A 26,510-nucleotide genomic window follows, 5' to 3' on the forward strand; every position below is an offset into this window, starting at 1 on the left:
CTGAACGGCATTAGGGCTACCTCTGGGTTTGTCGTTTCATATCACTGGCAGCTAATCCGCACCAGTTTCATCTCGCTTCAGCGCCTTTAACTCCTTGATGAACTGGTAGGTAACGGCAGCCAAAAACGTTAAGTAGGCAGGCCAGCCTATCAACATTGGGTGCCAGCCAGCCCCTTTAAACAAAGAAACACAAAGAATAAAGAGAGGTAATGCAGCAACAGCAGCATATGCAATAGCTGCGCGGCGATACACATTACGCTTTCGCTCTAGTTGAGTCATTTACTCTCCTGAGAATTACCTTTTTTAGTAATCGCATTTTGTGCCGGGCCTGACAAAATTTGATTAACCTGATTTATAAAGTTACCCATTGGACCCGGCATCATCGTTGTCATCACAGTCCCGATCGCAGCAGAGCCAGCCCCGATACCACCAGACAAACCCGGATTACCAGAATTCGTCATCGCCGTAGCCCCAAACGCACCCGTACCACCCACCGCCGCGTTATATCCCCCAACCACAAATTTCCCGGCTATTCCCGTCCTCAGCGTATTCAGCGGCAGCAGCAATGGCGACATCGCTGCCATCACGCCTCCAACAGCGAACGACTTGCCGAAGTTTGGCCCGTCTTTCGACAGACCCATTGCGTGGCTGATCCCGTCACCCACAAAGTCATACGTCGTGCCCAGACCCCATGCCGCCGCTACCGTGGGCGCAACCACGCCAAGTGCAAATAGCCCGCCCGTCGCGCCAATCGCCATGCCGATCTGTGGATGCGCCTCATGCCCCGGCAGTGCAGCCTGCTCTGCACTCAGAGAACCATTCCGGTTGCCTCCCATGAACGGGCTGTTGTATTCCGCCGGATTCGCAGTGAACAGCTTCCCCCGTTTTCGCTGATGTAGGCCACCGCCGTCGCGTCACCTCCAGGCCCCTTGCTTGCCGCTGCATCAACCAGACGGTAGCCATTGGCTAGCAGCATGTTTTCCGCCTGCACCGCCGTCAGCGCCTGACCCGTCTTTTCTTCATAACGCTTCGCAAAGTCCGACGCATGCGCCTTCGCCCATGTCCTCTCTTCCTCATGCAACTGCCGGTTAAAGCGGTCCACATCTACGTACGCGCGTGCTCGACACGAGCGTTGAACGCCGCGCCCAAAAGACATAGCCCCAATCCTGGGGCTAAAACTGATAGATCCAGCTCAAGAGTGCCAAATGCGCCGAATCCCAAAACGACAAAGGACATTAGTGCTATGGCGGGTCGAGCCAATAGCTTGAAAAGCGCATGTGGCATCGTCAGACGAGCGATCAAACAAGCGCATCCAACGAAGAACAGCGCTAGAGCAGCCTGAAATACGGCCTTTGGGGCGTCCACAAAGTAGATGGCGCAAAAGGCAAGCGCATATGCGGCCACAAGCTCACCGGCATACGCAGCTATGCGTATGCTCCGTGGTTTCATTGTTTGCGTTCAAAAATTTCGTTTATTGATGGGGTTTGTTGTTTAATTAAAGAATAATTTCTTTATTGCTAATCCGCCCAATATTGCAAACACAATAGCGACACAAACCCAGTAGACCATTTTCTGTCGTGGTGTGAATTTCTCAGACTCTTCCTCCGTAGGGCCTCGCACCATCTCAAACCTCACTGTTTACCATTGCCGCTTATCACTTTTCCCCCGTGACTCCAAGGTGTCACGCCAAAACCAAAACCTCCCGGAGTCCCTAAACCAAACTCAATCGCCGTTGCACCCCCATACGCATGCGTAATTGCGCCTACAACATTAAATTTAAATGGCGTAGGAATAGAGATAAATCCTTGATTTCCATCGCCATTAAGAAATGAATTTGTAGCATTCGCACTCCGATCCCCCAAAATCCATCCCACTGTTCCAGTAACACCAGGCTTCCATACTGGCATTGGGAAAATCGACGTAACGCCTCCGGAAAGATACGTCGTGCCGTCATATAAATTGACGGCGGCACCGCCAGTTGCAGAAAACACACTAGTTCCGGTAGTCGCATAGTCCGGCAAAATGCCATGTCCGCCAGCACCAAAGCCCGCTGAATATTCCCCCGTATTCCACCCCGGACCGAATGGCCCGCGATCATCAATTTTTGATTTAGCTGCAACCGGGGCCGACTCAGGATTCCAGCTATATGGCGAATCCTTCCCGCCAGTACTTTGCGCAATTAAGTCTCGTATCGACTTTGGCGGCGTCGCAAGCATCGACACGTCTTGCACCAAATAATTTCCGCTGCGGTCCGCTACGAACTTCATCCTCGTCGCGTCATACACGGCATCTTGCGGCGTATTGGCGTTTAACGACACAACCGCGTCAGTCGCAACCAGCTCGCCGTATTGGCTGTTGTTTGCTGCTCGCATCGCATTTTCGATCTGCGCCGCCGTAATCGGCGATCCATCCGCATTCTTAATGCCTTGCGCCGCCGTTGCGCGCTCTATTTGTTTAGCTTTGTTTTTCTCGTTGTCATGAAGTTGCCGGTTAAACCGGTCTAAAGTCATTTGCAAATTCTGGCAGCATCTCCACCGTATTTCATTGAGAAGCCGTAGACTTCCCGCGGTGCTCCACGGGAGTCATCTAGTTCCTGGGCTAAATTTATCGTTGCAAGAACCTTGTTCTTGCAAAGCGTAAAACCACCTCTCTCGACGTTCTTTTCCACCCATCCTCTGCTTAGCAATGCATTTTTGTAACTCTCCGCGAGTCCCTGACTCCAGGAATTTTTCAGTACATTTACGTAGAGCAACGCACCACCAAATTTTGCGTTCGAATATCTGGAATCAACCGTCCCCCCCTCGTGCAACGCATAATCCATGTCTACGTTCATTCCAGCCAGTTGTACCTCGGATTGCCGTTTTGACGGATTCCCAACCCCAAAAATCAAAGAAGCACCAACGCAGATAAGAATCCATATTCCAATCAATGCAACTTTCCAATTTAGTCGACTAGTGTTTTGCATTCCCGATTCCTGGCACAGTAAAAATTTGATCGCTATAGCCCCAGCTTCCATTTCCGCCAGGATTTGGTGCTTTTGTAGTTCCTCCTACGCCAACCCCAATCTCAACAGCTGTGCTCCCTCCTACTGCGTGGTTCAAGCCTCCACACACACCAAACAAACAGCCGTTCCCGCCCACAGATTGGCCTTGCAAAAGGTTGTCGGTATCGTTCGCTTTCTGGTCTGCCGTTTTTCCAACGCTATCGGGAATCGTGCCAAAAATTATCCCAAATCCAATCCCTCGAGACGCGGAAACAGACGCCCCGGCGTAAACGTTTCCGTTATGCAGATTTATTGTGGTGCTCCCACCAACACCCGCGCCTCCCTGCAACGTCACGTAGTCAATTGCTCCTGGTCGCCGGGCCTCCATTGCTGCCTGCATTGCCTTGTTGTCAGCAGTTGAATCGGTTATCGGATATTGGAACAGTCCTCCCGAGCTCTGCCGCACCATGCCGCCATAGGCCGTAAGAGAAAGGGACACGCCGTTATAGCTCTGCAACTGTGCCTGTTCGGCGGTGTAGCCCGCACCCTCGGTCTCCAGCGCTGAATACTTGGCGTAGTCCGCCGTACCCGGCGCAAATTCGGCCGCGCAGTGAACCAGCGCGCATCCCGCCGCTTCCAGCCGATGTTCCTTGTCGGCGTCGCCGTTGGCCAGATTTTTGATTGCCTGCTTTTCGTCAGGGTGAAGTTGTCTATTGAACCGGTCCACATTCCCCCCAGCAACCGCTCCCGCATTCCCGCCCACTGCGGCACCCGCGCCTGTCGCAATAGCGTTTGCCACGATGTTGCCAAGGGCGGTGTTGATGTCAGCACTGCCGGTCGGGTTTGAACCTGCAATTGCAGCACTAATTTCATTCAGCTTGCCCGCTGCAATCGATGCGATCCCGGCACCCGCTGCACTACCAGGCGCGTTTCCGCCCGCAAGGCCAGTCACCATTGCCGCTCCCGCCACCTGCATGCCCGCTCGCGCTGTGCCGCCTTCCTTCCACGCCTCCATCCCGGCCTGATCGCCGCTCGCCTTTGCCGCGTCGTACTTCGACTGTGCAAAGTCTCCAATCCGCCGTGATACCGCTTCACCCGCTGCGCTGGCTGCGGCCATCATGTCTGCCTGGCGCTCGAGCAGGTTGTTCACGTCCGGTAGCCTGGCGATCGTGCCGTTTGTGTTCGACGCGTCACGGTTCAGGCTGGTGATGTCCTATAGCGGGCCCACGTCGAAGCTGCAACAGCAGTTCGAAGCCATTAGCCTGCTGCCCAGGGCCAGGCAGCGATTCGTCTCGGAAATGCTCGATACCGTGCTGGCTCAAACACCGCAGTAGGGATGTTTTCTTGACGTAAACGAAGCGCGGGCGGTGAGTGCTACCAACACTCACCGCCCGCTAACCACCCCAACTCACTACAGGAGAGTTGACATGGCTGACGCCAATCGTAATACACCCCCGTTTCAAGCCGAGCACATCCTCACCGTCAAGCAAACCTCTCGCGAGAATTTGCCTTGGGGCGCCAAGCTGCCATCGCTCCATCCTTGGCTCAGGCTCGCCGGCAGATGGCTCGTCGTAGATGCCGGTTTCGCGCCGCATCAGCGCGTGAGAGTGCAAGTCGAATTCGAGAAGATCACCATCACCCCATTTGATTAAACCTTTTACCGATAAACCATGAATCAGGCGTAAAGCCGGGTTCATGGTGTTTCACGGAAGAAGATTATTTTTAATTAAAGGAGTTAACGATGGCTGATCCAATTAAACCCCCGTCCATTCACCGCGAGCGCTGCGTGGTGATTCATAAATCACGCCGCTATCAACGGCTTCCCAACACGAATATAAAAGAGCCGCTGACTTATCCCTGGCTTAAACTTTCCGGGAAATGGCTTGAAACCGCTGGATTCAAAGCCGATCTCGAAGTCAAAGTCATCGTGCGCAACGGCAAGATTGTTATTACGCCGATGACTAAAGCTCATCGGTAAACAACAAACCCGGCGTAAACCGGGTTTGCTTTTAATTAAAGAAGATGTTTTTAATAATCACGTACGCAATAAAACCCACAATGGCCGTGAAGACGCTCCACCAAGCGATTTTCTCCACTTTCGTTTTTGGATTTTGCCCACTAGGAACGCTTTGCATAATTACCACCTCCATCCTGTTTTTCCTTGGTCATAGGTATTACCCGTGCCTACAGCCGCAGGGTTTCTAGTATTCCCAAGATTCACACCCGCACCAATACCTATTGTCGTTGCTGTGCCATTGTCCGGCGAATAAACCACGCCGCCTCCGACAGTGGCAAATGCAGTACTGCCATTTCCAGAATAGCCAGATAAAAATTGATTTACCTGTCCTGGACTAACGGAACTGCGATTAAGCCATCCAAGCTGGGCGCTTGCCGAAGCTCCCAGCGAATTAGGAATCGACTTATTTACCCCCACCCCAAAGAACGCGTTGCCATCTCGTGAGAACGTCCCCCACACGCTCCCCACGAAATAATCAATCTGGAAATTCACAAAGTCCGGCGCTCTGACTAACCCTAGATTGGAACCGGTCGTCGTAGGCTGATACGAAACCCCGCCACCGCTCGCATTCTTCGCGATATACGTCTGCAAATCAGGATCGCCTGCGCCCAGGCTTTGCGCCCAGACGGTTTGTCCATCTTTGTTCGTGCCGTACACCTTCCAATCCGTGCCGTCTTGCGGCTGATCGCCCACCGCCACACGAACCCCGCCCGATTCCGTCTTGCCGTCTTTGGTCATATCCATGAGCGCCAGTTGGTTTACGACATCAGCTTCCGTGTACTTCCCGCCGCTATCGTCCGCCAATTTCTTAGCCAGCACTTTCTCTTCCTCATGAAGTTGCCGGTTAAACCGGTCCACATTCCCCCCAGCAACCGCGCCCGCATTCCCGCCCACTGCGGCACCTGCGCCTGTAGCAATAGCGTTCGCCACGATGTTGCCAAGGGCGGTGTTGATGTCAGCACTGCCAGTCGGGTTTGAACCTGCAATTGCACCACTAATTTCATTCAGCTTGCCCGCTGCAATCGATGCGATCCCCGCACCCGCTGCACTACCAGGCGCGTTTCCGCCCGCAAGGCCAGTCACCATTGCCACTCCCGCCACCTGCATGCCCGCTCGCGCTGTGCCGCCTTCCTTCCACGCCTCCATCCCGGCCTGATCGCCGCTCGCCTTTGCCGCGTCGTACTTCGACTGTGCGTAATCTCCAATCCGCCGTGATACCGCTTCACCCGCTGCGCTGGCCGCCGCCATCATGTCTGCCTGGCGCTCGAGCAGGTTGTTCACGTCCGGTAGCCTGGCGCTCGTGCCGTTTGTGTTCGACGTGTCACGGTTCAGGCTGGCGATGTCCTGTCTCTGGCTGGCTGCATCGGTCACGCTGATCGTGCCCGCGCTGATCCCGCTACGCGTGGTCGCGCTGTCGTTGCCGCTGTCATTCTGGCTCAGCATTGGGGCACCACCGCCTGTGTTCTTCCCCGAGGTATTGCCATGGGTGCTGTAGTTCGCCCCCCCATCGCCAGTGCTCACGCCTGCGCTGAAGCCGCTGCTCGATGCCTTGTAGTTCGACGTGTTGCTGATATCGGAGAAGGTGAGGGTGCCGGTCGTGAGTGTGTTTTTCGACGCATCAGCACTGCCTGCGAGATACGCACCGTTCAGACCGGTATGGCCTTTAACGCTGATGTCGAATCCGCCGTCACCGGCCTGAATGCCCGTCTGTTCGTTCACGCCCGCGTAACGGCCACTGGCGTTCGCGCTGGTGTGGCTGACGCTCGCACTGCCACCGCCCTGGCTGAGCGTAAATCCTCCTCCTCTGCTTTCCTGGTGCGCGGCGCTCGACATCGTGTCCTGCACGCTCGCCATGTTCAGGTTGCCGCCAACATTGGCGCTCACCTGGCGGCCGTTGAGGTTCGAGCTAATGATGTTTGTGTCGCCGCCCGAAACGATCGTCGCGGTGCTGGCTGCGCTTACGTGCGTGTTGTTTTTCGTCGCGCTGTCGCTGCGGCCATTACCGTGGGCCTTCGACATCGACGCAGAGATGCCGAAGCCCTGTGTGCCATAGGAGATACCAACGCTTGCGCTGCCAGATTCGTTGCTGCTGTGTGTCGAGATGGTATCGGTGGTGTTCACGAGACTGACCTGATTTTTTGCCGCCAGGATCACGTCGTTCGCGTTCACGTTTGAACCGGCGATTGTCAGGTTGCCGCTGCCCGGCGTGCTTTCACCCTTCGCCACAAACGCAGCCGTGCCGCCTGCCGTCACCTTCGAGCCGCGATGCGTTGTGCTGTCTTCGGCATAAGTGCGTTTGCTGTGGCTGCTGCCGTAACTGAGTTCGATCCTGGCCGAGGGCATTTGTCCGCTGGCCAGCTCGCCCAGGGCGGCACCAGCCGCGCCTGACGAATCTATCGCACCGCTGGCCGCCGCCATGCCGTGCAGGGCGGCCGCGCGATTATCCTGGCTGCGGCTCGCTGCATGGGCCTGGTCAATGGTGTTGGACACGGCGTCGATCACCGGGGCCTTGAGCGCGAGCGTAAAGCCGCTCTGTTTGACTTCGTGTGTCTCGTCGTGGTGCCGCGTGTCGACAGCGGCGTCAAGCGTGATGTTCGTGCCGGTGCCTGTCAGGTTTTGTGCCGCGACCAGATCGCTGCCCGTGACGTGCAGGTCTTTGCCTGCGCTGAGGTTGAGGTTGCCGCCGAGCGAGCCGACGGTGCTGCCGGTGTGTGTCACCTGCGTGGTGTTCGCGGTGTCAGTCTGCGTCTTGCTGCCCACCGAAATGCCAATTCCGCCCCCCGTGCCGAAGCCGGATTCGTGCTTCTGGTTGTAGCCCGAACTCATTTGTGTGTCCTGCGAGGCGGTGAGGTTCACGTTGCCCAGGGCGGCGAGTGTGACGTCGTTAGTGCCTGCGACCTGGCTGCCTTGGAGGAACACATCGTGTCCGGCTGAGATGGCCAGGTCCCCCGTCGCGGCCATCGTGCCCTGCGTACCGGGCAGGGTCTAGTTGATCTTGCTGGTCTTCTATAGCGCTGCCTTTTTGGATCTCCGGTCGAATCGCTTATCACGATTGAGCTCAGACTTGAATCCCATCAGCAAACCGACTTCCAGCAATTTCACGGCGGCATTGCCAGAAATTTTGAACGGAAAACGCTCCAAAGTTCCGTTGATATATTCATATGCGAGTCCATACTCTCCAGCCAGTTCAATAAATTCACGTATCTGAATCATCTGCTCTTCGTACGACAGTTCATCTGGAGAGTAAAGTGGAGCAACTTCCGGTTGCGCCTTCATCTCTGCCAGGATTAGGCTCAGGTTAGTCTCAATCAATTCATTATCAGAAGCGTTGATCATCTTGGGTTTCTCGGCAAATTCGTTGGGTAGCCAGTCACGATGCGACCTTTTGCCGGATCGATGATAACTCTGATGTCGACACCGTTAATCGTGCCAGTAGCGGATACATAGCCATTGTTAGGCGCAGGCTTCGACCATTGAATATTTGGATCTGTTGCAATGTCGGAAATGGCGTTTGTAATATCTTGAGCGCTCCAATTCGCAGGGAATTCTGATTTTCCTGAGTTGCCAACGCCTGATAAATGTCCGCCCGAAGTAGGTCCATCACCGTAGAGAACGTGATTCTCGCCTTGGGGATCAAGAAGCGAGTTGTTGCCCGTGTTTGTGGTTTTTCTCGAATCACTGCTCATCGCATTGACGACGGACTGTACTAACTGCCTGATGCTATCCGGTACGACCGCAGTAATCAGCGCCTCAATTTTTGCAGGCTCCAGCATCGGATAGATCAGTGGCCGGCCAGCCATGATCGTCGGATCAAGCTGCGTCGCCGGATCGGCAATAACGCCATCACCTTTTTGCGCCTGCTCCGGGCGATACCCTGGCAGCTTAAACGGTGGCAGGCCTGAGCCCAATGGAAACACCAGCGGTCCGGGTGGCGGCAGCGCCACCTGATTATTCTCCACCTCAGTCAGCCCAGCACTCACCGTCGTCGCAGCATTTGCTCCGGATACCGTAGCAATTCCAGCCACCAGACTCGTCACAAGATTCTCACGCGCCTGCCGGTCCTGTGCCGACATACCCGTCGTCGATCCCATCAACGAGCCCAGTACCGAACTCACCGATGCCCCCAGCGCTCCCGCTCCACAACCCTGGCGACTGGCCGCCGCGCCTGCGCATCCGACGATGCCATGCAGTGCCGCCCGCGCGCTTTCGCTTTGCATGCCATTTAGGCGCGTGCGCCGCTGAGCGTGGTGTCGTCACCGGAGTGCAGCCACTGCGGCGCTTAAGGACTCCGCTGTATTTCTGATGCCGTTACCTGATTATTTTAATCTAATGAAATTTAGAAAGTTCGGTCGCCACATTTTCCAGCGATTTTACTGAAAAAATAGGATCTTCATAACTATCGATATTAGGATTTAACCAGATTTCATTCGAGCGATGGACGTGAAATTTGACAGTAACGCTTAACTCATCGACGCAGACAATTGCAACCAATGCTATATCAGATATTAATTTATTCCATGAAGAAAATATTTCGATAACAAACAGAATAGCTTGCTTTAGTAAATTTTCATCAACGTAATCATCAATATGAATGGAATTTACAAAACACTCGTATCCAGTGTTGTCTGGAAAATTTTCCTTGCGAACATTTTTTGCATTATGCACTAGCTCACATAAAAAATAACAATCGCTTTCAAATTTAAATCCTGAGTTAGCTATTTTTTTCAATGAAGAGGAAAGCAAATCATCGGGCTCGTTGCCTAGTAGTAATTTTTTCATTGAGGAATTAATTTCCATTATTTTTCTCCAAGATATTGGTTAAGCGCTTTCTTGATAGCTGAATTAAATGCAGATTTACTCAACAATTTGTTAACAGAGTTCGGTGCTCCGGGAAATGAATTTGTGCTGGGATCATATAAGTACTTGTTACCCTTGTTGTCTTGATAATGAATTTGGCCTGGGCGCTGTCCGGGATTGGGGTTTTCAACGTCAATGCGTTCTTTTTCCTCTCCTTTCCAAATTGTTTTGCTAGCGAATTGCGCACCATTTTCGCCAAGTATTTCGCTACCTGTATTCGCCTCCTTCCCCGAATCCCTTCCCACCTGCGTAAAAACAAAATCAACCAACCCCGCAATCGCATCAACTGCGCCACCAACTGGCTTAAAAATCTCCTCAATGAGCTTCGATCCTGCTGGCGTCACCAGCGCTCCAGCCATGATCGTCGGATCAAGCTGCGTCGCCGGATCGGCAATGACGCCATCACCTTTTTGCGCCTGCTCCGGGCGATACCCTGGCAGCTTAAACGGTGGCAGGCCTGAGCCCAATGGAAACACCAGCGGTCCGGGTGGCGGCAGCGCCACCTGATTATTCTCCACCTCAGTCAGTCCAGCACTCACCGTCGTCGCAGCATTTGCTCCGGATACCGTAGCAATTCCAGCTACCAGACTCGTCACAAGATTCTCACGCGCCTGCCGGTCCTGTGCCGACATACCCGTCGTCGATCCCATCAACGAGCCCAGCACCGAACTCACCGATGCCCCCAGCGCTCCCGCTCCACAACCCTGGCGACTGGCCGCCGCGCCTGCGCATCCGACGATGCCATGCAGTGCCGCCCGCGCGCTTTCGCTTTGCATGCCATCCGCGAGCCGTTTTACTTCATTGGCCGCCAGGCCCTGGACGTAGTTCACCGTGGCGTTCACCGCGAACTGGCCCGCGCTGCCCGTCACGTTACCGCCTGCCGCGACGCCCAGCGCGGTGATTACTCGCCGGTAGCTACCGCCAGGTCCCCATTCGGCGTTGATCTGGCTGGCTTTCTGTTGCGCCTGTGCGCGTTGTTCCGCGCTCAGGCTGGGATCATGCGCCGCAGTCGTGGCGGCATCCGCTTCCTTCGCTCGGTTGTTAACAAACGTCCCAAGCTGGTTCACGAACTGGCTGGTGATATCGAAGCCCGCTTCGATTTTGTTTCGGTCGAAGATCGGGGCCAGTGCTCCGCTGGTGTTCGAGGTGTCGCGGCTGATGCTGGCCACGGTTTCACCGGCAGTTTGCCCAGTTAGCGTTTGCTGTTTCTCTCCGTCAGTGAGGTGAATCACGCCCCCACTAATTGCACTCTTCGAGCTCGCATCGGCCTCGCCAGAAGTCCCCATCACGATGGGCGGAGCCAGCGAAACACCGTCGCTGTCTGGCAGCGTCGTGCCGGGTACGGGGTTCACATTGGTCGCGGTGCCTTGCTGGGTTTTGCCGATATCGCCGCCATTGCCGCCATTGCCGCCATTGCCACCATAGCCGCCACTCAGCCCGACCGACGAGCCGTGGTATTCCGCATGGTTCTGGATATCGGAGTGCGTGAGCGTGGCCGTCGTGAGCGTGTTTTTTGCAGTATCCGCACTGCCCGCGATATACGCCCCCCGGAGATCCGTATTACCCCCAACCTGAATCTGAAACCCGCCTTCGCCTGCCTTGATTCCGCTCTGCTCAGCCACACTCGCGTAGTCACTGTTGAGCCGGTTCTGGCTGAAGTTGCCCGATACGCTCGATGTGCCGTAGCAGATGGGGGGCACGCATACGCTCACCGAGATCCCGCCGCTGGTCTGTTTCGCGTCGTCGTGCCGGGTGTCCTGCACGCTGTGGAGATTGAGGTTGCCGCCGACATCTGCGATAACGCGCTGGCCGGCCGCACTCGCGCCGCTGAGCGTGGTGTCGCCACCGGAGTGCAGCGTGAGCGTATTGCCCGCGTTGACGTGGGTGGGGGTCCAGCTTGCCGCGCTGCTGTTGCCGTGGCCTTGGGTGCCGGATACCCCGGCCTGGAACGAGATGCCGTTGCTCTGCCCGAGGCCGAGGGTGACGCCGATGCTGCCGCTTGACGCGCTGTTGTCGTTACGCGTGCGGCTGGTGTTCTGCGCGGCCTGGAGGTTAATCGCGCCTTGTGCGTGCAGCAGCGCATCGCGGCGGGCGGTGATCTCGCTGGCGCTTATGTCGAGGTCACTGCCCGAAACGATGCGCACGCCGTGGCCTGCGCTGACGGTGTTGCCTACTGCGGTGTTTAAGGACTCCGAGGTATTGCTGTGACTGTGGCTGGTACCGAGCGAGAGGTTCAGGCCAATGCCGCCTGCCTGGGCGGGGTTGCTTGCGATAGCGTCGTAGGCGTTCTTGCCCGCGAGGCCGGTTGTCGCGGCGGCCAGCGCGGTGAGGCGGGTGTCGTTCCCTGCGCTATTCCGGCTTTGCTGGACGTCGTGGCGCATCTGGTTCGCGGTCTGGGCGGCGGCGAGCACGGGGCTGCTGAGGCCTGCGGTAATCCCGGTCTGGCTGAACGTGTGCTGCTGCTTGTGCGTGGTGGTGTTGTGCGTGGCGTCGAGCGTCACGCGCTGGCCAGCGAGATTCACGTCCTGGCCGGCATGCAGGGTGCTGCCGGTGAGGTGTAGCTGGTTGCCTGCGATGAGGGTCAGGTTGCCGTTGAGCGAACCGGCCGTGCTGCCGGTGTGCAAAACCTGGGTGTCCTGCTGGGTCTGGGTCGTCTTGCGTGTGCCGATCGAATAGCCCTGGAGCCCGCCATCAAGCTGGTTCAGCGGATTGAGCCCGGAGAGGAAGCCGTATTCGTGTTTGCGGTAGCCGTTCTGTGTGGCGTATGTGTCCTGTGCGGTGGTGAGGTTCACGTTGCCCTGGGCGGCGAGTGTGACGTCGTTAGTGCCTGCGACCTGGCTGCCCTGGAGGGTGAGATCGTGTCCGGCCCGAAGCGCGACGGCCTCGCCCGAGACGGTGCTGGCTACGCCGAGGCTGGTCTGTGAGGCGTGCTGCTCGCGGGTACTGGAGCCGTTGATGAGGCTGCCGCGTCGTGAGGCGGTGGCGGAGTCGGCGTTGTGCTGTTCGCGGGCTTCGCTGATGTAGACGTCGCCCGTGGCGGCAATAGTTGCTGCGCCGCTGCCTGCTGCCAATGAAGAACCGGTGAGCGTGACGTTGCCTTTGCCGGGGGCGGTGCTCACGGCCGCGAGTGTTGCGTTGCCGCCTGCGCGGATGTTCGTCCCGATGGTCTGTTCGTCGTAGCGGCGGTCGGTTTGCTGACGGGTTTTGTCGTCGGTGGCGATGTTGTTATAGGTCGTGGTGTTCGTGACGTTCGTTGCGCTCAGGTTGCCACCGGCGATGGCGGCCAGGTCGCCACCTGCGTTGAGCGTCGCGCCATTGAGCGCCGTGTCGTTGCCACTCTGTAATGCGAGGCTTCCGCCTGAAGTGAGGGCGCTGGTCTGGTGCATCGTGCTGGAGGCTTCCCAGTGATGGTCGGCATGCTTTCCCAGCGACTGTGATGTGTCCGACTGCACGGTATCCACCGTGATGTCGTGGCCCGCTGTGATCTGCGCGTTGCCGCCTGCAGCGATGCCCGCACCGTGAACCGCAAGGTCATGGCCTGCCATCACCAGCAGGTCCCCCGTCGCAGCCATCGTGCCCTGTGCGCCGGGCAGGCTCTGGTTGACTTGGCTGTGGCCTGCGCTCGAATGGATGCCCACCGTATCCACCAGCGTCGTGTTCACGATGTCATGTCCGGCGAGCACCGCGACGCGGTTGCCCGTGATGCGGCCTGACGCGTTCACCACGTCATGCGTCGCGGAAACCATGGTCGTGCCGGTGTCCATGCTGCTGCTGATTGCTCCACCCCGGTTCAGGATGTTAGTCGCGGCGATAACTGTCTGCGTGCCGCCCTTGATGACGCCAGCGTTCATCGCACTGCCCGTGGCGCGGATCTCCACATCATCGGCGGCGATTAGCGCTCCGGCCGGCTGCAGGTCATTCGCGTGCGTTTGCGCCAGATACACCACCGGTGCGAGCACCGTCTGCGTCGTGCCATCGGGCAGCGTCACCGTCTGGTTCACCAGCCAGACAATATCGCTGGTGAGCGCTGCCATCTGCGCGGCGCTTAACGCAAGGCCGGGTTGCAGGTTGAATGCCTGCGCAACACGCACGCCGCTGTTCATCAGCGCGCGGTATTCGTCCTCGTGGCTGGTGTAGCCCTGGAGATAAACCCGGCCGGTGAGCTGGGTGATCTGGTTGCGCACCTGCCGGGCTTCGTACACGCCATCGCCCAGACGCTTGATGGTTTTAGACGGGTCGAGCCCGAGTGCTCCCAGCATGTAGTCGCTGGAAATGAAGTTTGCGTAGCGCGTAAGGCGGGGGTCAGTAATGACCAGATATGACGCGCTGGGGGCGGAGTTAACGGTGTACAGCCCGCTCGATGGCAGGGTGATCGTCAGTGCGCCGCCAGGTCCGGCGATGGATTGCGGTGCATTCACCGTCTGTGTCTGCCCGGTGGCCAGATCAACCGTCTGCGTACCTGTGCCGCTGATGCCGCCCACGACGCCATTCGCCCCCAGCGTGCCACCGGTCGCGCCGGTGGCTGAACTGGTGGCCGTCACGTTTGTGTTGCTGATATCAGTCGCGCTGATTTTTACAGCGTGGTTGGCGATGATCGTGCCACCCGTACCGCCAATAGCAACAGGCGTGAGCACCACCGATGGCTGTACCACCGGACCACGGTCACGTGCGATGTTCTCGTTCCAGGCGTAGGTCGAAACGATGTCCTGCTTCTGGTGCTGGTACAGCGTCTGGCCGGTGTTGTTGACCAGCGTGCCGCCGTAACTGCCGCTCGCCACCTCGCCAGTCGCGTCAGCACTGCCGATCTGGATTGAACCGCCTGCGGCCATCGCGCTGTGCAGGTTGTTCAGCGTGCCAACGTTGGCGAGCACCATCTTGCCGCCCGCGATGATCTGCGCCTGCTGTGCCTGCGGGCCAGTGACCCTGTCCTGCTGGGTGGTGGTGGTCGTGTCGCGGGCGATTTCTACACGCTGGTAGCCCTTGTGTGCGTCGTTGTGTGACGCGTATTCGGTTCCGGGGTCGTAGTTGATGTGCGGGTCGTAGCCGTCCCAGTAGCTGACGCTGAGCGTGCCGTCAGCGTTGGGGGTGAGCGTGTTGTAGTAGATCGTCAGTGGCTGGCCGTTGCGCTGTACGACCAGTGTGCGGTCTACCGCGTTCGGGCCGCTGGTTTTGGTAATGACATCAGTGCTACTGAACGTTTCATTCAGCGGATGGCGGTAGCCGTTGTCCCACATCGCCTGGGTGCAGTAGCCCCTGTCGGCGTTGCCGGTGGTGCAGGCGAGGTACTTGTCGCGCTTGGTCTGGTGAGACGTCGTCACACCGGTCGTGACGGTTTCGATGCTGGGTGCGGGGCGGGTGTTGGTCAGCGTCTGTGTGGCGATCTCGATCCTGCCCTGGGCTTCGATGGTGGACTGGTCGTTCGTCACCGAATGTGTGCGATGGATGAGCACGCCGTTTGCATCGCGCGTGCTGTCTGCGGCGAGGTTGATGTCGCCCAGACTGAAGAGGTTTGCGCCACCTGTGTGCGAAATCGCGCCTGGGGTGTACAGGTTCACGGTTGATGCCGCCGCGATGGCCGCCGCTGTGCCGCTGCTGGTGATGTACTGGCTGGCGTTCAGCGTAATGGTGTTGCCGATGATCGTTGCGGTGTTGAGCAGCGAGGTGCTGTTCGTCGTCACGCTATCGCCTTCGATGCGGCCTGCGTTGGTGATCGTGTTCAGCGCATTGAGCGTCGTGGTCGACGCGTTCAGGTGTGCGCCTGCCTGGTTGTCGAGGTTCGTGGCGTTCAGCGTGAGCGCGTTTACCGCGCCGAGCGTGCCCTGGTTCGTCAAGCGGCCCGCTGTCGTGAAGGTCAGGTTGTGGTTGGCCTGAATCAGGTTGCTGGCAGTGAGCGTGTAGTCGCCGTTGAGTGTGAGCGCGCCATCGTTCCCGGCGATGATCCGGCCGTCGCCGGTGAGCTGGTTTGCCGTGATGGCCAGGTCCTGTTCGCTGCCAATCGCGCCGTTCTGGTTTGCCAGTGTGCCGGTGTGGATGGAGACCGGGCCGCTGTCTGGATGTGCTGCGCTGGCTGATGAAGTTCGCTGATCGTTGCCGATGCGGCCTGCCGTGTTGTCGAGCGTGGCGGTGGTTAGCGTGATCGCGCCGTTGCCGTGCATCGAGCCGCCTGCATTGATGAGCCGCGCATGGGGGCCGTTGAGCGTGACGCTGTTCGCGCCGGATAGTGTGGCGTTCGTGTTGTCTGCGAGCTCGGCGATCTCAAGCGTCAGGTCATGGCCGGATATGAGCTGGGCACCGCTGGTGTTCAGCAGCGTGTCTGCGTGCACGCTCACGTCACCATTGCCGCCGATGGTGCCTGCGCCAGCAACACCGCCTGCGTTGCTGTTCGTGATGGTGGCCGCGCTGAGCGATGTCGTACCTGATCCGGTGTTGGCAATGCGTCCGTTTGTGTTGTCGAGGGCTGTGGCGGTGAGGGTCAGTGTTGACGACCCACCGCCTGCTTCAATCTGTCCACCGGTGTTGTCGATGGCGTCCTGTGCAGACACGGAGACGGTGCCGCTTCCCTGGATCAGGCCTGCGCGGTTATCAAGCGTGCTGGCGGACTGCAGCATCGCTGAGCCGCCTGCGGTGATCGTGCCGCCTGCATTGCTGATGCGGTTGCCCGACACCGATACGTTGCCGTTGCCACCGATCAGGCCATTGGCGGTATTCGTTATTGCGCCGCTGGCGGTGACAGTGGTGATGCCGGTGCCGCTGTTCGAGAGGGTGCCGCCATCGTTGGCGAGCGACTGTGCGGTGACCGACAGCGTGCCGTCCGCCTGGATCGTGCCACCTGTATTGTTCAGGATGCCTGTACTTGTTAGTACCACATTTCGTGCACCGGCATAGCCGCCCGCGCGGTTGTCTAGCGAGCCCGTATCAAGCGTTATGTGACGCTGTGCGGCCAGCTTGCCGCCGCGATTCGATACCGCGTCTGCGTGGATGTCGAGTGCGCCATTCGTTGCCAGCGTGCCGCGGTTGTTTGACAGGGTGCCTGTGGTGACTGACAGCGTGCCGGTGCCAGCACTGCTTAACCTGCCGCCGTCGTTGACCAGCGCCGCAGCATTGAGCGCGAAGTTGTCGCTGTTGCTCTGGAGCGTGCCGGATGTGTTGTCGAGTGTGCCGCTGACATCAAGCGTCGTTGTGCCGGTGCCGGTTTGTGTGAGGTTGCCGCCGTGGTTGATGAGGTTCACCGTATGCAGCGTGAACTGGTCTGCGCTGAGGTTGCCGTGGCGGTTATCGATGGTCGCGGCCGTCAGTGTCGCAAGATGACCGGCCGTGATGGTGTTTGTATTTGTCAGCGTTGAACCAGCGCTCAGCGTGAGATGGCCGTTTGCCGCCAGCGTGCCGCTGCTGAACAGTGTCTGCACTGCGTGGGCAATCAGCGACTGCACGGCGGTAATCGAACCAGCGTTCACGACCTGTCCGGCCTGCACGGTCACATTGCCGTTGCCGCCAATGGTGCCGGTGGTGCTGCCTGTGCCACCTGTACCACTTGCATCACCCGTGCCGCCCGTGCCGTTGTTTAACAGGCCGCCAATCGCCAGCGTCAGCGCATCCGCCCCCAGCGCGGCAACATGACCACCGGTGTTGTCGAGTGAACCGGCATTGACAGAGAACGCACCTGCGGCCTGCAGCGTGCCACCCTGGTTCTGCAGGCCATCGGTAGTTGAAACTTCAAGCGTGCTGCCCGAACGTATCTGGCCGTTGCGGTTGCCCAGTACACCCGCTGTGATGGCCAGCGCACCATCCGGGGACAACACCCCGTTGTCGTTCGTCAGCGTCCCGGCTGCGTGCAGGTTTAGCGCGCCACCTGATGTCGTGGTTGCACCTGACAGGTTCAGATCGCCACCGCTGGCGCGCAGGGCCAGCGTGCCATTGGCCGAGGTGCGGCTGTCCGCGAGATTGAGCGCCGCGCCATTCAGCGCAGCATTCCCGCCCGCGGCATTGCGGCCGGTCGCACCCAGCATGCCATTGCTTAGTATCACCAGGTCACCAGCGTGCGCGAGGCTGCCGTCGCTGTTTACACCAGCGCCAAGCGTGCCCGTCGATGCCACGCTGCCTGCATGGATGACGGTGTTCTGCCGCGCGGCGAGCATGCCGCTATTTGTCAGCGTGCCAGCGGTGCTGACGCTGAGATTCTGTTGCGCATAGGTGGTGCCACTGTGCTCGATGCCTTCGCGTGCAAAGAGACTGAGATTGCCGCTGGCATTAGCCTGTCCGGCAAGAACCAGCTTGCCTTCGGTGGTCAGCGTTAACTCACCCGCCTGCGCCGCGAGCACACCCTGAGTAGACACCCCAACGCCATGCTCATTGCCAACCAGCATGATCCGGTTCGCGTACATCCCGCCTAACTGGCTCACGTCGATCGAAACACCCGGCACCGGGCCATCACCCGCGATAGCCGTTGCACCGAGCGTGTCGTGATCGACGGCATTTGCCCCCGTGATGACGTTCAGGTTTTTAGCGTAGATCGCCGCGTTTGCCTGCACGGCGCGCGTAATCAGATCGACCTGATCGGTCGCCCCAGCGATCAGCCCGGCACCCTCGATGCGGATATGGCCGCGGCTCACGCTAAAACCCGCAAGCGAGCCATCCGGCGCGAAGTTCGGCGTGCCAGTGCTCAGAATCGCACGCGACGTATTGATAAAACCACCGCCATTCACGCTAATACCCGAGCCATTCGCAATCACGACTTCGGCACGCGGCCCCGCCACTTCGAGATACCCGTTGATCTGGCTCGCCGCACGGCTGTTAACCTGATTAACGATGACCCGCGCAGACTGGCCAGGCCCGAAGTTAGGATTCCCGTTGATCAAACCCGCCTGCTGCGTCTGCACGACCACTGGCGAGTTGTTCAGAATCGCACCACGCCGGGGCACATCGAACTGGCCATAGGTATTCAGCGACACCCCGGCACCCGAAGGCCGGTTGAGGTTCACCTGGGGCAAACCGTTTTGCGTTTGTACGACCGACGGCGAATACACCCCACCCGGAACAATCTGCGCACCCGACCAGACAGGCAGGGTGCCGAGCAGCACGAGCGTAGCCAGTGCGGCAGGACGAAGTGCAAACGTGACTGGCCAATGTCCTGCACCTGAAGTGCCCGCCACGTTTGCCGTAGCACCGTAACAGCCCGTCCTGACTTGCTGCGTTTGCTGAATGTTGGCCGTGGTGCCCGCTTTAACCACGGCATGTCTCGCTCTCAGACGGCTGAACAGAAGTCGTTTATTGCTGTGTTTCATCTGGTCTCATTCGTTTTACTAATCTTTAATGAGCGGCAATTTAGCGCCAGATGAATCAGAGGATTTGGGTTAACACGCTTTTTTGAGCGAAATACAACGCTTTTAGACAAATCAGATTACGCTTATCGAGCATTTTATGAATCTGCGCTAGAGCAGGAAAAGAGCGCGATTTGGAAGGGGGAATAACCTGAGCTTGCGCGAACGTAGCATCACCCCCGTGCTCGCAAAAATCGGCGCACCCCACGGCAGCAGACTCGGCAGCGAACTCGGCAAAACACGTTGACCAGTCGAGCGTTCAATTACCCCGCTCCACTCGTTTCGACACCTGAAAATTCGCTATAAACACGACGCTCATATCCACGAGGCTTTCCTCTCGTTAGCCTGCACCTTGATTTGCCGGACCCGCCTCAAGCCCTGGTTTAACTAATTTCGCAACAGTTGCTTAGTCGTTTCCGTAACAGCATTGTGGTTACGCCAGCCCATACGGCGGCATAACATGGTTATTACGATGAACTCATGAAAACAACTATTCGCAGAATGGGAAATTCGCAGGGCGTGTTAATTCCAAAGCCTGTTCTTGCTCAATTAGGTCTGGAAAACGAAGTGGAAATGGAAATGGAGGTGGAAAACGACACGATTGTGCTTCGACGCCCTCGTCATAAAGCCCGCGAAGGTTGGGCTGAGGCAAGCGAGGTGCTTGCGCAGACAGGAGGCGACACGCTGGTGATGGGGGAGTTTGGTAACACGGAAGACGCGGAGCTTGCATGGTAGTGCGCGGCGAAATTTGGCTCGTCGCACTAACTAACGCTCAGAACCAGGCAGCCGCTTATTCCCGGCCAGCGAACGCGTGCCTCTCAACGGGACCCGAACCGCGCTTGTTATCGGCTGGGGCAGCCACCACGCTATTGCGCGAATCCTGATCCTGGTTCCAGACCACCGCGTCATTCACCGCATACAGGCGGCAAGCGCCCGCGTTTTGCTGCTCGCAATTCTTGACGGCCACCGCCATCGGATCATCGCCACCCTCGGCCCATGACCACGCGCCAGCATCCGACACCGCGAACGCGCGGCTTGGATACTGGCGCAAAAAGTTGCGGTAGCCCGCGCGGCCCGCGTCATCGAGAAACGGCACCGCATCGACGGCATCCAGACGGGCATAGCCGCTGGGCGGCGGCAACGCGGGATCAGCCACGCGATACAGCACACGTGTAGGCATGCCCGCTTGCGCGAGAAAGGCTTCGACAGGTGGCCACCAGAGACGCACACCATCGCGGTCGCCCGCCAGCCGGTGCGCGTCGTTCTTGTAGCGGCCAATATCGACCCGCACCGCCGCCGGCCCACCCTGGCCGGCAAACGCAACATACATTCGCGTCACCAGCTCCGCAGGCCAGACCAAATCGTTCTCGCCATACAGCCACAGCGACGGCACACGAGCCGCTGCGCCATAACGGCCGAAAGCGTCCACCAAGTTGTCCTGCCAGTGGCGGCACGCATCCTGACGCAGCCCTCCGGCGAAATTCAGCAATGCCCGCACGCCGGGTGCCGCCAGCTCGCCATAGGCAATCGTCGCCAGACCACCATGCGAGGTGCCCGCCACCGCGATATGTTGCGCATCCACGTAAGGCTGCTGCGCCATGAAGCGCACCGTCGCGGCCACATCAGCGGCCTGCCCGAGGCCATTTCTGGCGACATCGCACCCGTCTTGCTGATATTCCCCCCCAGAGTGGGCAAAGCCACGGCGGTCAGGCGCGATCACCGCATAACCCCGGCGCACGAATTCACGAGCAAACGTAAGCGGCTCGCTGCGCGGCTGCAAACGCGGATTGCCCGCGATCTTGCCGTGGTTAAACACCATCAATGGGAACGGCCCTGGACCATCGGGTTTGTACAGCGTGGCTTCGAGTGTGATCTGGCCTGATGCATCGGCGGCATCGGTGACATCTGCTGCATCGGTGGGGATGCGGATCACCTGAGCATTGAGCGATGCCGTGGGCAGCCAGGCATCGTCATTGAGCGCGAGACGCGGTACCTCGGCCCGCGCCAGCGGGCCCGGCTGCGTTTGCGTTTGCGTTTGCGTTTGCGTTTGCGTTTGCGTTTGCGTTTGCGTTTGCGTTTGCGTTTGCGTTTGCGTTTGCGTTGGCGTTGGCGTTGGCGTTTGCGTTGGCGTTTGCGTTGGCGTTTGCGTTGGCGTTTGCGTTGGCGTTGGCGTTGGCGTTGGCGTTGGCGTTGGCGTTTGCGTTGGCGTTTGCGTTGGCGTTTGCGTTGGCGAAACCACCACCGCAGGCACCACCGCAACAGCGTGAGCGCACGGCACAGCCAGCAACACTGCTGCACACATTACCCGGCACCCCGTGAGCGCTTGACTGAACATCATGTACTGCATTCCCGCGTTAAAACGGCCGACGGCCCGATAGCACCATGGCACGGCCAAAGCACAAACAGAGGAAAACACCGGATGAAACCAGCGCTGATGGCTGACAGGACACGCTTTCCCGCGGTGCAAGCGCATGCTCCCGGCTGGCTGGAGGCGATCCTCGCACGGCAATCCGGCTCGGCACAATCAAGGAGAACCCGTGGGCCAGCGCCCAGCATGGCCCGCCAATTCCGTTGCAACAACCTCGCCCTGGCAGCAGTCCAACCTGCATGTGGGCTCTGCGCGTCCCGCCACCCGGAACGCGCGGCACAGAGCTTCACCCCACCCTCAAGGAGGCACGCAATCATGAAGAAGTACTTTCTACCGCTGTTATGCATCCTCGCCGCTAGCTGCTCCACACGCGGCCAGCTTGATCCCGACGTCATGCAGATTGCCAGCGCGCCATTAACCTGCGCGAACCCGGCCGAATGCACCGAGTGGTGGGGCCGGGCACAAACCTGGATCACACAGCACTCGCGCTATCCCGTCGAAATCTCCAACGACTCACTGATTCAAACCGCCGCCCCAGATGGCGGCAAACGCGCGCTGGCTTACCAGATCACCCGCAGCCCCAACCCGGATGGCTCCGCCACGCTGGATTTCGCCGCTCACTGCGACAGCACGCTAGGGTGCCGCCCTAACCCGTGGCAAGCAGGCGCTGATTTCAAAGCGTTCGTGCGCGGCATGTCAAATCAGGCTCCCGCTCCGGCCGCCCCTGAAGCCGCGCTACCCGCCTCAACGATCCGGTAAGAACCGCTCGGTAAAAACAACCGGCCAGACCAGGCACAGCCCGAGGCCGTTGCTACATCAGTTCAGCGTGACTCATGGCGGCTCATCACAACAGCTCACAGCCGCCAGCACCCGCACAGCACCCGGCCCCGGCTCCGGCTCCGGCTCCGGCTCCGGTTCAGGTTCAGGTTCAGGTTCAGGTTCAGGTTCAGGTTCAGGCTCCGGTTCAGGCCCCGGTTCAGGTTCAATGCCCCATCGACGCGCGAGCGCCTTTAGACGGGCGGGTGATCCACACCAGCAACGCCAGCAGCAGAAAACCCACGCACGACATCCGGAAAAAATCGTTGGTTGCCATCATGTACGCCTGCTGCGTCACCACCTGGTTCAGTTGCGCCGTCGCGCCCAGGCCACTGATACCCAGGCTTGCCAGCGCGTCGCTATACGCGGCTGTGTTCTGCGAAGCGTTACTGACAGACTCCGCCAGCACCGCATGGTGATAAACCGCGTGATTTTCCCAGTACGTCGTGCTCACGGCAGTGCCAATCGCGCCCGATAACGTGCGCAGGAAATTCGACAGCCCCGAGGCGCTGGCAAGACGCTCATCGGCAACACTGGAAAGCGTGATCGTGGTCATCGGCACAAAAAAGCAGGCGACGCCAATGCCTTGCACGATGCGCGGCCAGATCACGTGATCGAACGGCACGTCCAGCGTGAACGTCGAATTCCAGAACGAGACAAACGCAAACACAAGGAAAGCGAAGCTGGCCACCATGCGCAAGTTCAGCCGGTGCAGGTTGCGGCCGAGCAGCGGTGCCAGCACCAGCGCCAGCAAACCCACGGGCGCGGTCGCCAGTCCGGCAAGACCCGCGGTATAACCCATCACGGTTTGCAGCCAGAGCGGAAAAATCACCACCGAGCCAAAAAACGCCATAAAGCCAAACGAAGTAATCACTGCGCCAAGCGCGAAATTCCGGTCCTTGAAGAGCGAGAGATCAATCACCGGATCTTTCTCGGTCATCTCCCACACCAGCATGAACGTCAGCGCGATTAGCGCGATCAGCGCCAGCGTGACGATAAAACCGGAATTGAACCAGTCGTGATCCTTGCCGAGGTCGAGCATCATTTGCAGGCACGACACGCCGATCACCAACAGCGCGAGGCCAATCGCGTCGATGCGCTGCCGCGACGTTTTCGTTTCGCGTCCGCGCAGCAGAAAAAAGGCGCAGGCCCCAGAAAACAGGCCAATCGGTACGTTGATATAGAAGATCCACGGCCAGGTGTAGTTGTCCGTAATCCAGCCCCCCATCACCGGCCCGAAAATCGGCGCGACAATCACCGTCATCGCCCACAGGCCCAGCGCAAGGCCACGTTTTTCAGGCGGATAGGAACGCATCAGGATGGTTTGCGACAACGGCACCATCGGGCCTGAGACCAGCCCCTGAACCAGCCGGAACGCGATCAGCGCTTCGAAGTTCTGCGCGAAGCCACATAGCGCCGAAGCCAGCGTGAACAGCACCACCGATAGCGTGAACAAGCGCACCTCGCCCACCCGGCGCGCCAGCCAGCCGGTCAACGGCACGGCAATCGCGGACGCCACCGAATACGACGAAATCACCCACGTGCCTTCGCTGGTCGCCACACCCAGGCTGCCAGAAATGGTCGGCACCGCGACATTGGCGATCGACGTATCGAGCACTTCCATGAAGGTGCCCAGCGCCAGACCGATGGTCAGCAACGCCAGCGCGCCGCCGCTTAGCGGCGCGGGTGCAGCGGCAGACGTGGTTGCGGGTGGGGAAGGATCACCGGATGCTGCACCAGCGGAAACCGTGACAGCCATGTTCATCCCTTCTCTTTATTTGTTTGTTAAGCGGAATACGCCACGGCCGCGATTATGAAGAGCACTGCTTTCAGCAGACTTACCTAGCTTGTCTGCTTGCCTACCGGCGGATGATTTGAGGTATGCCTGAGGCCAAGGAGTAAAAGCGTTAAGGCGGCGGGAAAAGCGGGGGCGGCGGCCAGAAATAAAGTAGCTAGAACACACTCTTTATTTAATCATCAGCCGCACGCCCCTACGGAGTTGCTTTCAAATAGATCTAGCAAAATCTCAATGCCAGTACGACGATTGACTCTTGAAATGCGCCCTTACTGGAGAGCATAATTTATTTATTTAGATATTTATCAATCATTGCCTTACTGTAACTCAACAGATTATCTACAGCTGGAAAATCATCTTTAGAGAAAACTTGAGATTTAGACTCCGCCAAAAAATCGAGCCGCTTATCAAACTCTTTCATCTCAGCAAAAGTAGCCTTAATAAGATGTACGGAATTCATTTCAGGGGAACTATTAAATTTAGTCCAAAACTCGTAGAGCATCGGCGTTAACAATGCTTTATCATTAAATAGTTTACTTATTTTTCCATCAGCTTCAAGCAACTGCGTCAAAGCCGAAGCATATTCTTTTTTCTTCGAAATATGTTTATTAAAATTCGCAAAGAATGAGCTTTCTCTTAATTTTTCCGGACGTGATTCATAATCAAATAAAAATTCCTCATCGCCAAATTTTCTCTGCTCCATAGAAATTCCCGCCATGAAAAAACAATCTATAGCCCCCTCTAAATTTTTAGAATTGACAGACCGATTCGAAACATCAAAATTCGTTATCAGATCTTTTAAAGTTTGAATAGATTTAAAAATATCATTGTTAATTCCATTTAAAATCTCAGCCCTTTGATAAGCTGCGAGCATACGTAAATCAATGCCTCTCTCGATTTCCGCATGATCAAATCGAACATTATTCATCGAAAACCGCTGCTGCGCATGAGTCGCAGAAGGATTATCGGTTTCGACAATAGCACAAGGCTTCCCCGCTATTTCTGGAGATGCCGTTTCAAGATCCTGACTTCCCTCATTCAATGTCTTGCCATTAACAGAAGATGATTTTACAAATTGATTAGTGAGCATTTTCGGTTAATTCCTCTCAAGATATTATTTATAAATATTGCCAATCTAAGTAACCTCGCTCTGACAAACGTTCCATCCGAACAGCCCAGCGCTCAGTCACCGGCACACGTTCCATTTCTGGAACACTGTGTTTCACCACGCTGGGCTGTTGCACTCGTTTAACGTCCGCATCTGGTACAGACCGTTCGCCGCGCTGCGTCTGCGTGCGCTTCATGCACGTCAAACAGGTAAAGCGCAGCAGCCCAACCAGAAAGAACAGAAAGGAGCACGCACCATGAATCCCATCCAGCCAGCCAGCGTTCAAACCTTCCATCGCGGCATCGCCCGCCTGTCGAGCCCGTCCGTGCAACCCGGCATGAATCACACTCATCGCGCGCGTGAGCTGATTCGCCCTGGCGACTGGGCGGCGATTGATCCATTCATCCTGATGATGGAAGACTGGTTTCCACGTGGCGTGTTCGAGCTGCATCCTCATCGCGGCCTCGAAACCGTGACCTTCATCATCGACGGCCAGCTCGATCACCAGGACAGCCATGGCAACCAGGGCTCGATTCGCCCGGGTGACGCGCAGTGGATGACCGCGGGTAGCGGCATCATCCACAACGAAGTGCCCGCCGCCGATAGCGTGGTGCATAGCCTGCAACTGTGGGTCAACCTGCCCGCCGCGAGCAAGATGGTGCCGCCGCGCTATCAGGATCTGACGGCTGACAAAGTGCCCGTGCGGCATGAACCAGGTGTCGAAATCCGGGTGTATTCGGGGGCTTCGAACGAGGTCCAGTCCGGCACCATGAACTACACGCCGGTAAAAATGCTGCTGATCCGGATGGCACCAGGCACGACGCTAACGGAAACCATCCCCGCCGATTACAACGGCTTCGTGTATGTCATGAAAGGAGCACTGGAGGCCGGTGCCGATCAGGCCCAGCGTGTCGCGGCAAACCAGTTGGGCTGGCTCACACGCGATGCTGCGCACCACAGCTCCGACGTGCGGCTCAAGGCTGGCGACGAGCCCACCGAACTGCTGCTAGTGGCTGGCCAGCCGCTGCACGAACCCGTCGTGGCACGTGGCCCATTCGTGATGAACACGCCTGAGCAGATCAGCGATGCCTATCGTGATTACCGCGAAGGGCGCTTCGCTACCGAGTAAGTGGCGCATGAATTGCATCTGAAAGGGCGGCAGCCGGGTTAGCGCTGCCGCCCTTTCTTGTTTTTTATGAGGTGCTCCGCGATTGCATCTACCCCGCACCGTAATCTCACGTAACGCCGC

19 protein-coding genes and 2 pseudogenes are annotated in these 26,510 nt (G+C 58.0%); 7 read left to right on the top strand and 14 right to left on the bottom strand.

Annotated features, from left to right (window positions below; genetic code table 11):
* Positions 1-51: 51 nt before the first annotated feature.
* From GH656_RS00880 to GH656_RS17970, 6 genes are all read right to left on the bottom strand, one after another.
* Entirely contained in the window at positions 52-279 is a 228-nt protein-coding gene (locus GH656_RS00880) for a hypothetical protein (protein WP_153074162.1), read from the bottom strand.
* The gene (locus GH656_RS00885) at positions 276-836 is read right to left on the bottom strand and encodes a hemolysin (RefSeq protein WP_153074163.1); all 561 of its coding nucleotides are present in this window, start codon (positions 834-836) and stop codon (positions 276-278) included. Before GH656_RS00885 ends, GH656_RS00880 begins: the two co-directional genes overlap by 4 nt.
* Positions 809-1,156 (bottom strand): hypothetical protein, encoded by a 348-nt coding sequence (locus tag GH656_RS00890; RefSeq protein WP_153074164.1) that lies wholly within the window; start codon positions 1,154-1,156, stop codon positions 809-811. Before GH656_RS00890 ends, GH656_RS00885 begins: the two co-directional genes overlap by 28 nt.
* Before the next feature lie 475 nt (positions 1,157-1,631).
* Positions 1,632-2,510, bottom strand: coding sequence for a polymorphic toxin type 22 domain-containing protein (locus tag GH656_RS00895; protein WP_153074165.1), 879 nt, complete (start codon positions 2,508-2,510; stop codon positions 1,632-1,634).
* Complete coding sequence (locus GH656_RS00900) at positions 2,507-2,965, bottom strand: hypothetical protein (RefSeq protein WP_153074166.1); 459 nt, start codon at positions 2,963-2,965, stop codon at positions 2,507-2,509. Before GH656_RS00900 ends, GH656_RS00895 begins: the two co-directional genes overlap by 4 nt.
* Positions 2,952-3,938 (bottom strand): hypothetical protein, encoded by a 987-nt coding sequence (locus tag GH656_RS17970; protein WP_246184170.1) that lies wholly within the window; start codon positions 3,936-3,938, stop codon positions 2,952-2,954. Before GH656_RS17970 ends, GH656_RS00900 begins: the two co-directional genes overlap by 14 nt.
* Before the next feature lie 163 nt (positions 3,939-4,101).
* Here GH656_RS17970 and GH656_RS17695 point away from each other — a divergent pair, with 163 nt between their 5' ends.
* From GH656_RS17695 to GH656_RS00920, 3 genes are all read left to right on the top strand, one after another.
* Complete coding sequence (locus GH656_RS17695) at positions 4,102-4,317, top strand: hypothetical protein (RefSeq protein WP_174769666.1); 216 nt, start codon at positions 4,102-4,104, stop codon at positions 4,315-4,317.
* Between the two features lie 93 nt (positions 4,318-4,410).
* Positions 4,411-4,635, top strand: coding sequence for a SymE family type I addiction module toxin (locus tag GH656_RS00915; protein WP_153074167.1), 225 nt, complete (start codon positions 4,411-4,413; stop codon positions 4,633-4,635).
* Positions 4,636-4,724: 89 nt separating this feature from the next.
* Positions 4,725-4,961 (top strand): SymE family type I addiction module toxin, encoded by a 237-nt coding sequence (locus tag GH656_RS00920; RefSeq protein ID WP_153074168.1) that lies wholly within the window; start codon positions 4,725-4,727, stop codon positions 4,959-4,961.
* A 159-nt stretch (positions 4,962-5,120) separates the two neighbouring features.
* On the opposite strand, the pseudogene GH656_RS00925 reads toward GH656_RS00920, so the two are convergent.
* The 5 genes and pseudogenes from GH656_RS00925 to GH656_RS00945 all read right to left on the bottom strand — a co-directional run.
* Positions 5,121-7,937 (bottom strand): annotated as a pseudogene (locus tag GH656_RS00925) (hemagglutinin repeat-containing protein); the annotation flags it as partial.
* 69 nt (positions 7,938-8,006) lie between these two features.
* A complete protein-coding gene (locus GH656_RS00930; RefSeq protein ID WP_153074170.1) occupies positions 8,007-8,336 on the bottom strand; it encodes a hypothetical protein in 330 nt (109 codons plus the stop codon).
* Positions 8,333-9,217, bottom strand: coding sequence for an EndoU domain-containing protein (locus tag GH656_RS00935; RefSeq protein ID WP_153074171.1), 885 nt, complete (start codon positions 9,215-9,217; stop codon positions 8,333-8,335). Before GH656_RS00935 ends, GH656_RS00930 begins: the two co-directional genes overlap by 4 nt.
* Positions 9,218-9,326: 109 nt before the next feature.
* Positions 9,327-9,797, bottom strand: coding sequence for a hypothetical protein (locus tag GH656_RS00940; protein WP_153074172.1), 471 nt, complete (start codon positions 9,795-9,797; stop codon positions 9,327-9,329).
* Entirely contained in the window at positions 9,797-19,138 is a 9,342-nt protein-coding gene (locus tag GH656_RS00945; protein ID WP_153074173.1) for a hemagglutinin repeat-containing protein, read from the bottom strand. Before GH656_RS00945 ends, GH656_RS00940 begins: the two co-directional genes overlap by 1 nt.
* Positions 19,139-19,331: 193 nt before the next feature.
* Between GH656_RS00945 and GH656_RS00950 the strand changes: the two are divergent.
* Together GH656_RS00950 and GH656_RS00955 are read left to right on the top strand one after the other, a co-directional pair.
* Positions 19,332-19,565 (top strand): annotated as a pseudogene (locus tag GH656_RS00950) (IS5/IS1182 family transposase); the annotation flags it as partial.
* Between the two features lie 89 nt (positions 19,566-19,654).
* Complete coding sequence (locus GH656_RS00955; RefSeq protein ID WP_153074174.1) at positions 19,655-19,909, top strand: AbrB/MazE/SpoVT family DNA-binding domain-containing protein; 255 nt, start codon at positions 19,655-19,657, stop codon at positions 19,907-19,909.
* Positions 19,910-19,964: 55 nt separating this feature from the next.
* Here GH656_RS00955 and GH656_RS00960 read toward each other — a convergent pair whose 3' ends face one another.
* Positions 19,965-21,512: a dienelactone hydrolase family protein gene (locus tag GH656_RS00960; RefSeq protein WP_246184171.1), complete on the bottom strand. Its 1,548-nt coding sequence runs from the start codon at positions 21,510-21,512 to the stop codon at positions 19,965-19,967.
* A 345-nt stretch (positions 21,513-21,857) separates the two neighbouring features.
* Between GH656_RS00960 and GH656_RS00965 the strand changes: the two genes are divergently transcribed.
* Positions 21,858-22,301 carry a hypothetical protein gene (locus tag GH656_RS00965; RefSeq protein WP_246184172.1) on the top strand — a complete coding sequence of 148 codons (444 nt, stop codon included), beginning with the start codon at positions 21,858-21,860 and terminating at the stop codon, positions 22,299-22,301.
* A gap of 223 nt (positions 22,302-22,524) precedes the next feature.
* Here the strand turns inward: GH656_RS00965 and GH656_RS00975 are convergent, their stop codons facing one another.
* Positions 22,525-24,123, bottom strand: a complete 1,599-nt coding sequence (locus GH656_RS00975) for a DHA2 family efflux MFS transporter permease subunit (RefSeq protein ID WP_246184173.1) — start codon at positions 24,121-24,123, stop codon at positions 22,525-22,527.
* A gap of 316 nt (positions 24,124-24,439) precedes the next feature.
* Positions 24,440-25,243 (bottom strand): hypothetical protein, encoded by an 804-nt coding sequence (locus GH656_RS00980; RefSeq protein ID WP_153074175.1) that lies wholly within the window; start codon positions 25,241-25,243, stop codon positions 24,440-24,442.
* 274 nt (positions 25,244-25,517) lie between these two features.
* Between GH656_RS00980 and GH656_RS00985 the strand changes: the two genes are divergently transcribed.
* A complete protein-coding gene (locus tag GH656_RS00985; protein ID WP_153074176.1) occupies positions 25,518-26,390 on the top strand; it encodes a pirin family protein in 873 nt (290 codons plus the stop codon).
* Positions 26,391-26,510 lie beyond the last annotated feature (120 nt).

The organism is Paraburkholderia bonniea (genome assembly GCF_009455625.1).
Classification (GTDB): Bacteria; Pseudomonadota; Gammaproteobacteria; order Burkholderiales; family Burkholderiaceae; genus Paraburkholderia; species Paraburkholderia bonniea.

Bases quoted from the DNA above. Each gene is read 5' to 3' on its own strand.
- GH656_RS00880 (WP_153074162.1), bottom strand. From the start codon at position 279: ATGACTCAACTAGAGCGAAAGCGTAATGTGTATCGCCGCGCAGCTATT.
- GH656_RS00885 (WP_153074163.1), bottom strand. From the start codon at position 836: ATGGGAGGCAACCGGAATGGTTCTCTGAGTGCAGAGCAGGCTGCACTG.
- GH656_RS00890 (WP_153074164.1), bottom strand. From the start codon at position 1,156: ATGTCTTTTGGGCGCGGCGTTCAACGCTCGTGTCGAGCACGCGCGTAC.
- GH656_RS00895 (WP_153074165.1), bottom strand. From the start codon at position 2,510: ATGACTTTAGACCGGTTTAACCGGCAACTTCATGACAACGAGAAAAAC.
- GH656_RS00900 (WP_153074166.1), bottom strand. From the start codon at position 2,965: ATGCAAAACACTAGTCGACTAAATTGGAAAGTTGCATTGATTGGAATA.
- GH656_RS17970 (WP_246184170.1), bottom strand. From the start codon at position 3,938: ATGGTGACTGGCCTTGCGGGCGGAAACGCGCCTGGTAGTGCAGCGGGT.
- GH656_RS17695 (WP_174769666.1), top strand. From the start codon at position 4,102: ATGTCTGCCTGGCGCTCGAGCAGGTTGTTCACGTCCGGTAGCCTGGCG.
- GH656_RS00915 (WP_153074167.1), top strand. From the start codon at position 4,411: ATGGCTGACGCCAATCGTAATACACCCCCGTTTCAAGCCGAGCACATC.
- GH656_RS00920 (WP_153074168.1), top strand. From the start codon at position 4,725: ATGGCTGATCCAATTAAACCCCCGTCCATTCACCGCGAGCGCTGCGTG.
- GH656_RS00930 (WP_153074170.1), bottom strand. From the start codon at position 8,336: ATGATCAACGCTTCTGATAATGAATTGATTGAGACTAACCTGAGCCTA.
- GH656_RS00935 (WP_153074171.1), bottom strand. From the start codon at position 9,217: ATGCAAAGCGAAAGCGCGCGGGCGGCACTGCATGGCATCGTCGGATGC.
- GH656_RS00940 (WP_153074172.1), bottom strand. From the start codon at position 9,797: ATGGAAATTAATTCCTCAATGAAAAAATTACTACTAGGCAACGAGCCC.
- GH656_RS00945 (WP_153074173.1), bottom strand. From the start codon at position 19,138: ATGAAACACAGCAATAAACGACTTCTGTTCAGCCGTCTGAGAGCGAGA.
- GH656_RS00955 (WP_153074174.1), top strand. From the start codon at position 19,655: ATGAAAACAACTATTCGCAGAATGGGAAATTCGCAGGGCGTGTTAATT.
- GH656_RS00960 (WP_246184171.1), bottom strand. From the start codon at position 21,512: ATGATGTTCAGTCAAGCGCTCACGGGGTGCCGGGTAATGTGTGCAGCA.
- GH656_RS00965 (WP_246184172.1), top strand. From the start codon at position 21,858: ATGAAGAAGTACTTTCTACCGCTGTTATGCATCCTCGCCGCTAGCTGC.
- GH656_RS00975 (WP_246184173.1), bottom strand. From the start codon at position 24,123: ATGAACATGGCTGTCACGGTTTCCGCTGGTGCAGCATCCGGTGATCCT.
- GH656_RS00980 (WP_153074175.1), bottom strand. From the start codon at position 25,243: ATGCTCACTAATCAATTTGTAAAATCATCTTCTGTTAATGGCAAGACA.
- GH656_RS00985 (WP_153074176.1), top strand. From the start codon at position 25,518: ATGAATCCCATCCAGCCAGCCAGCGTTCAAACCTTCCATCGCGGCATC.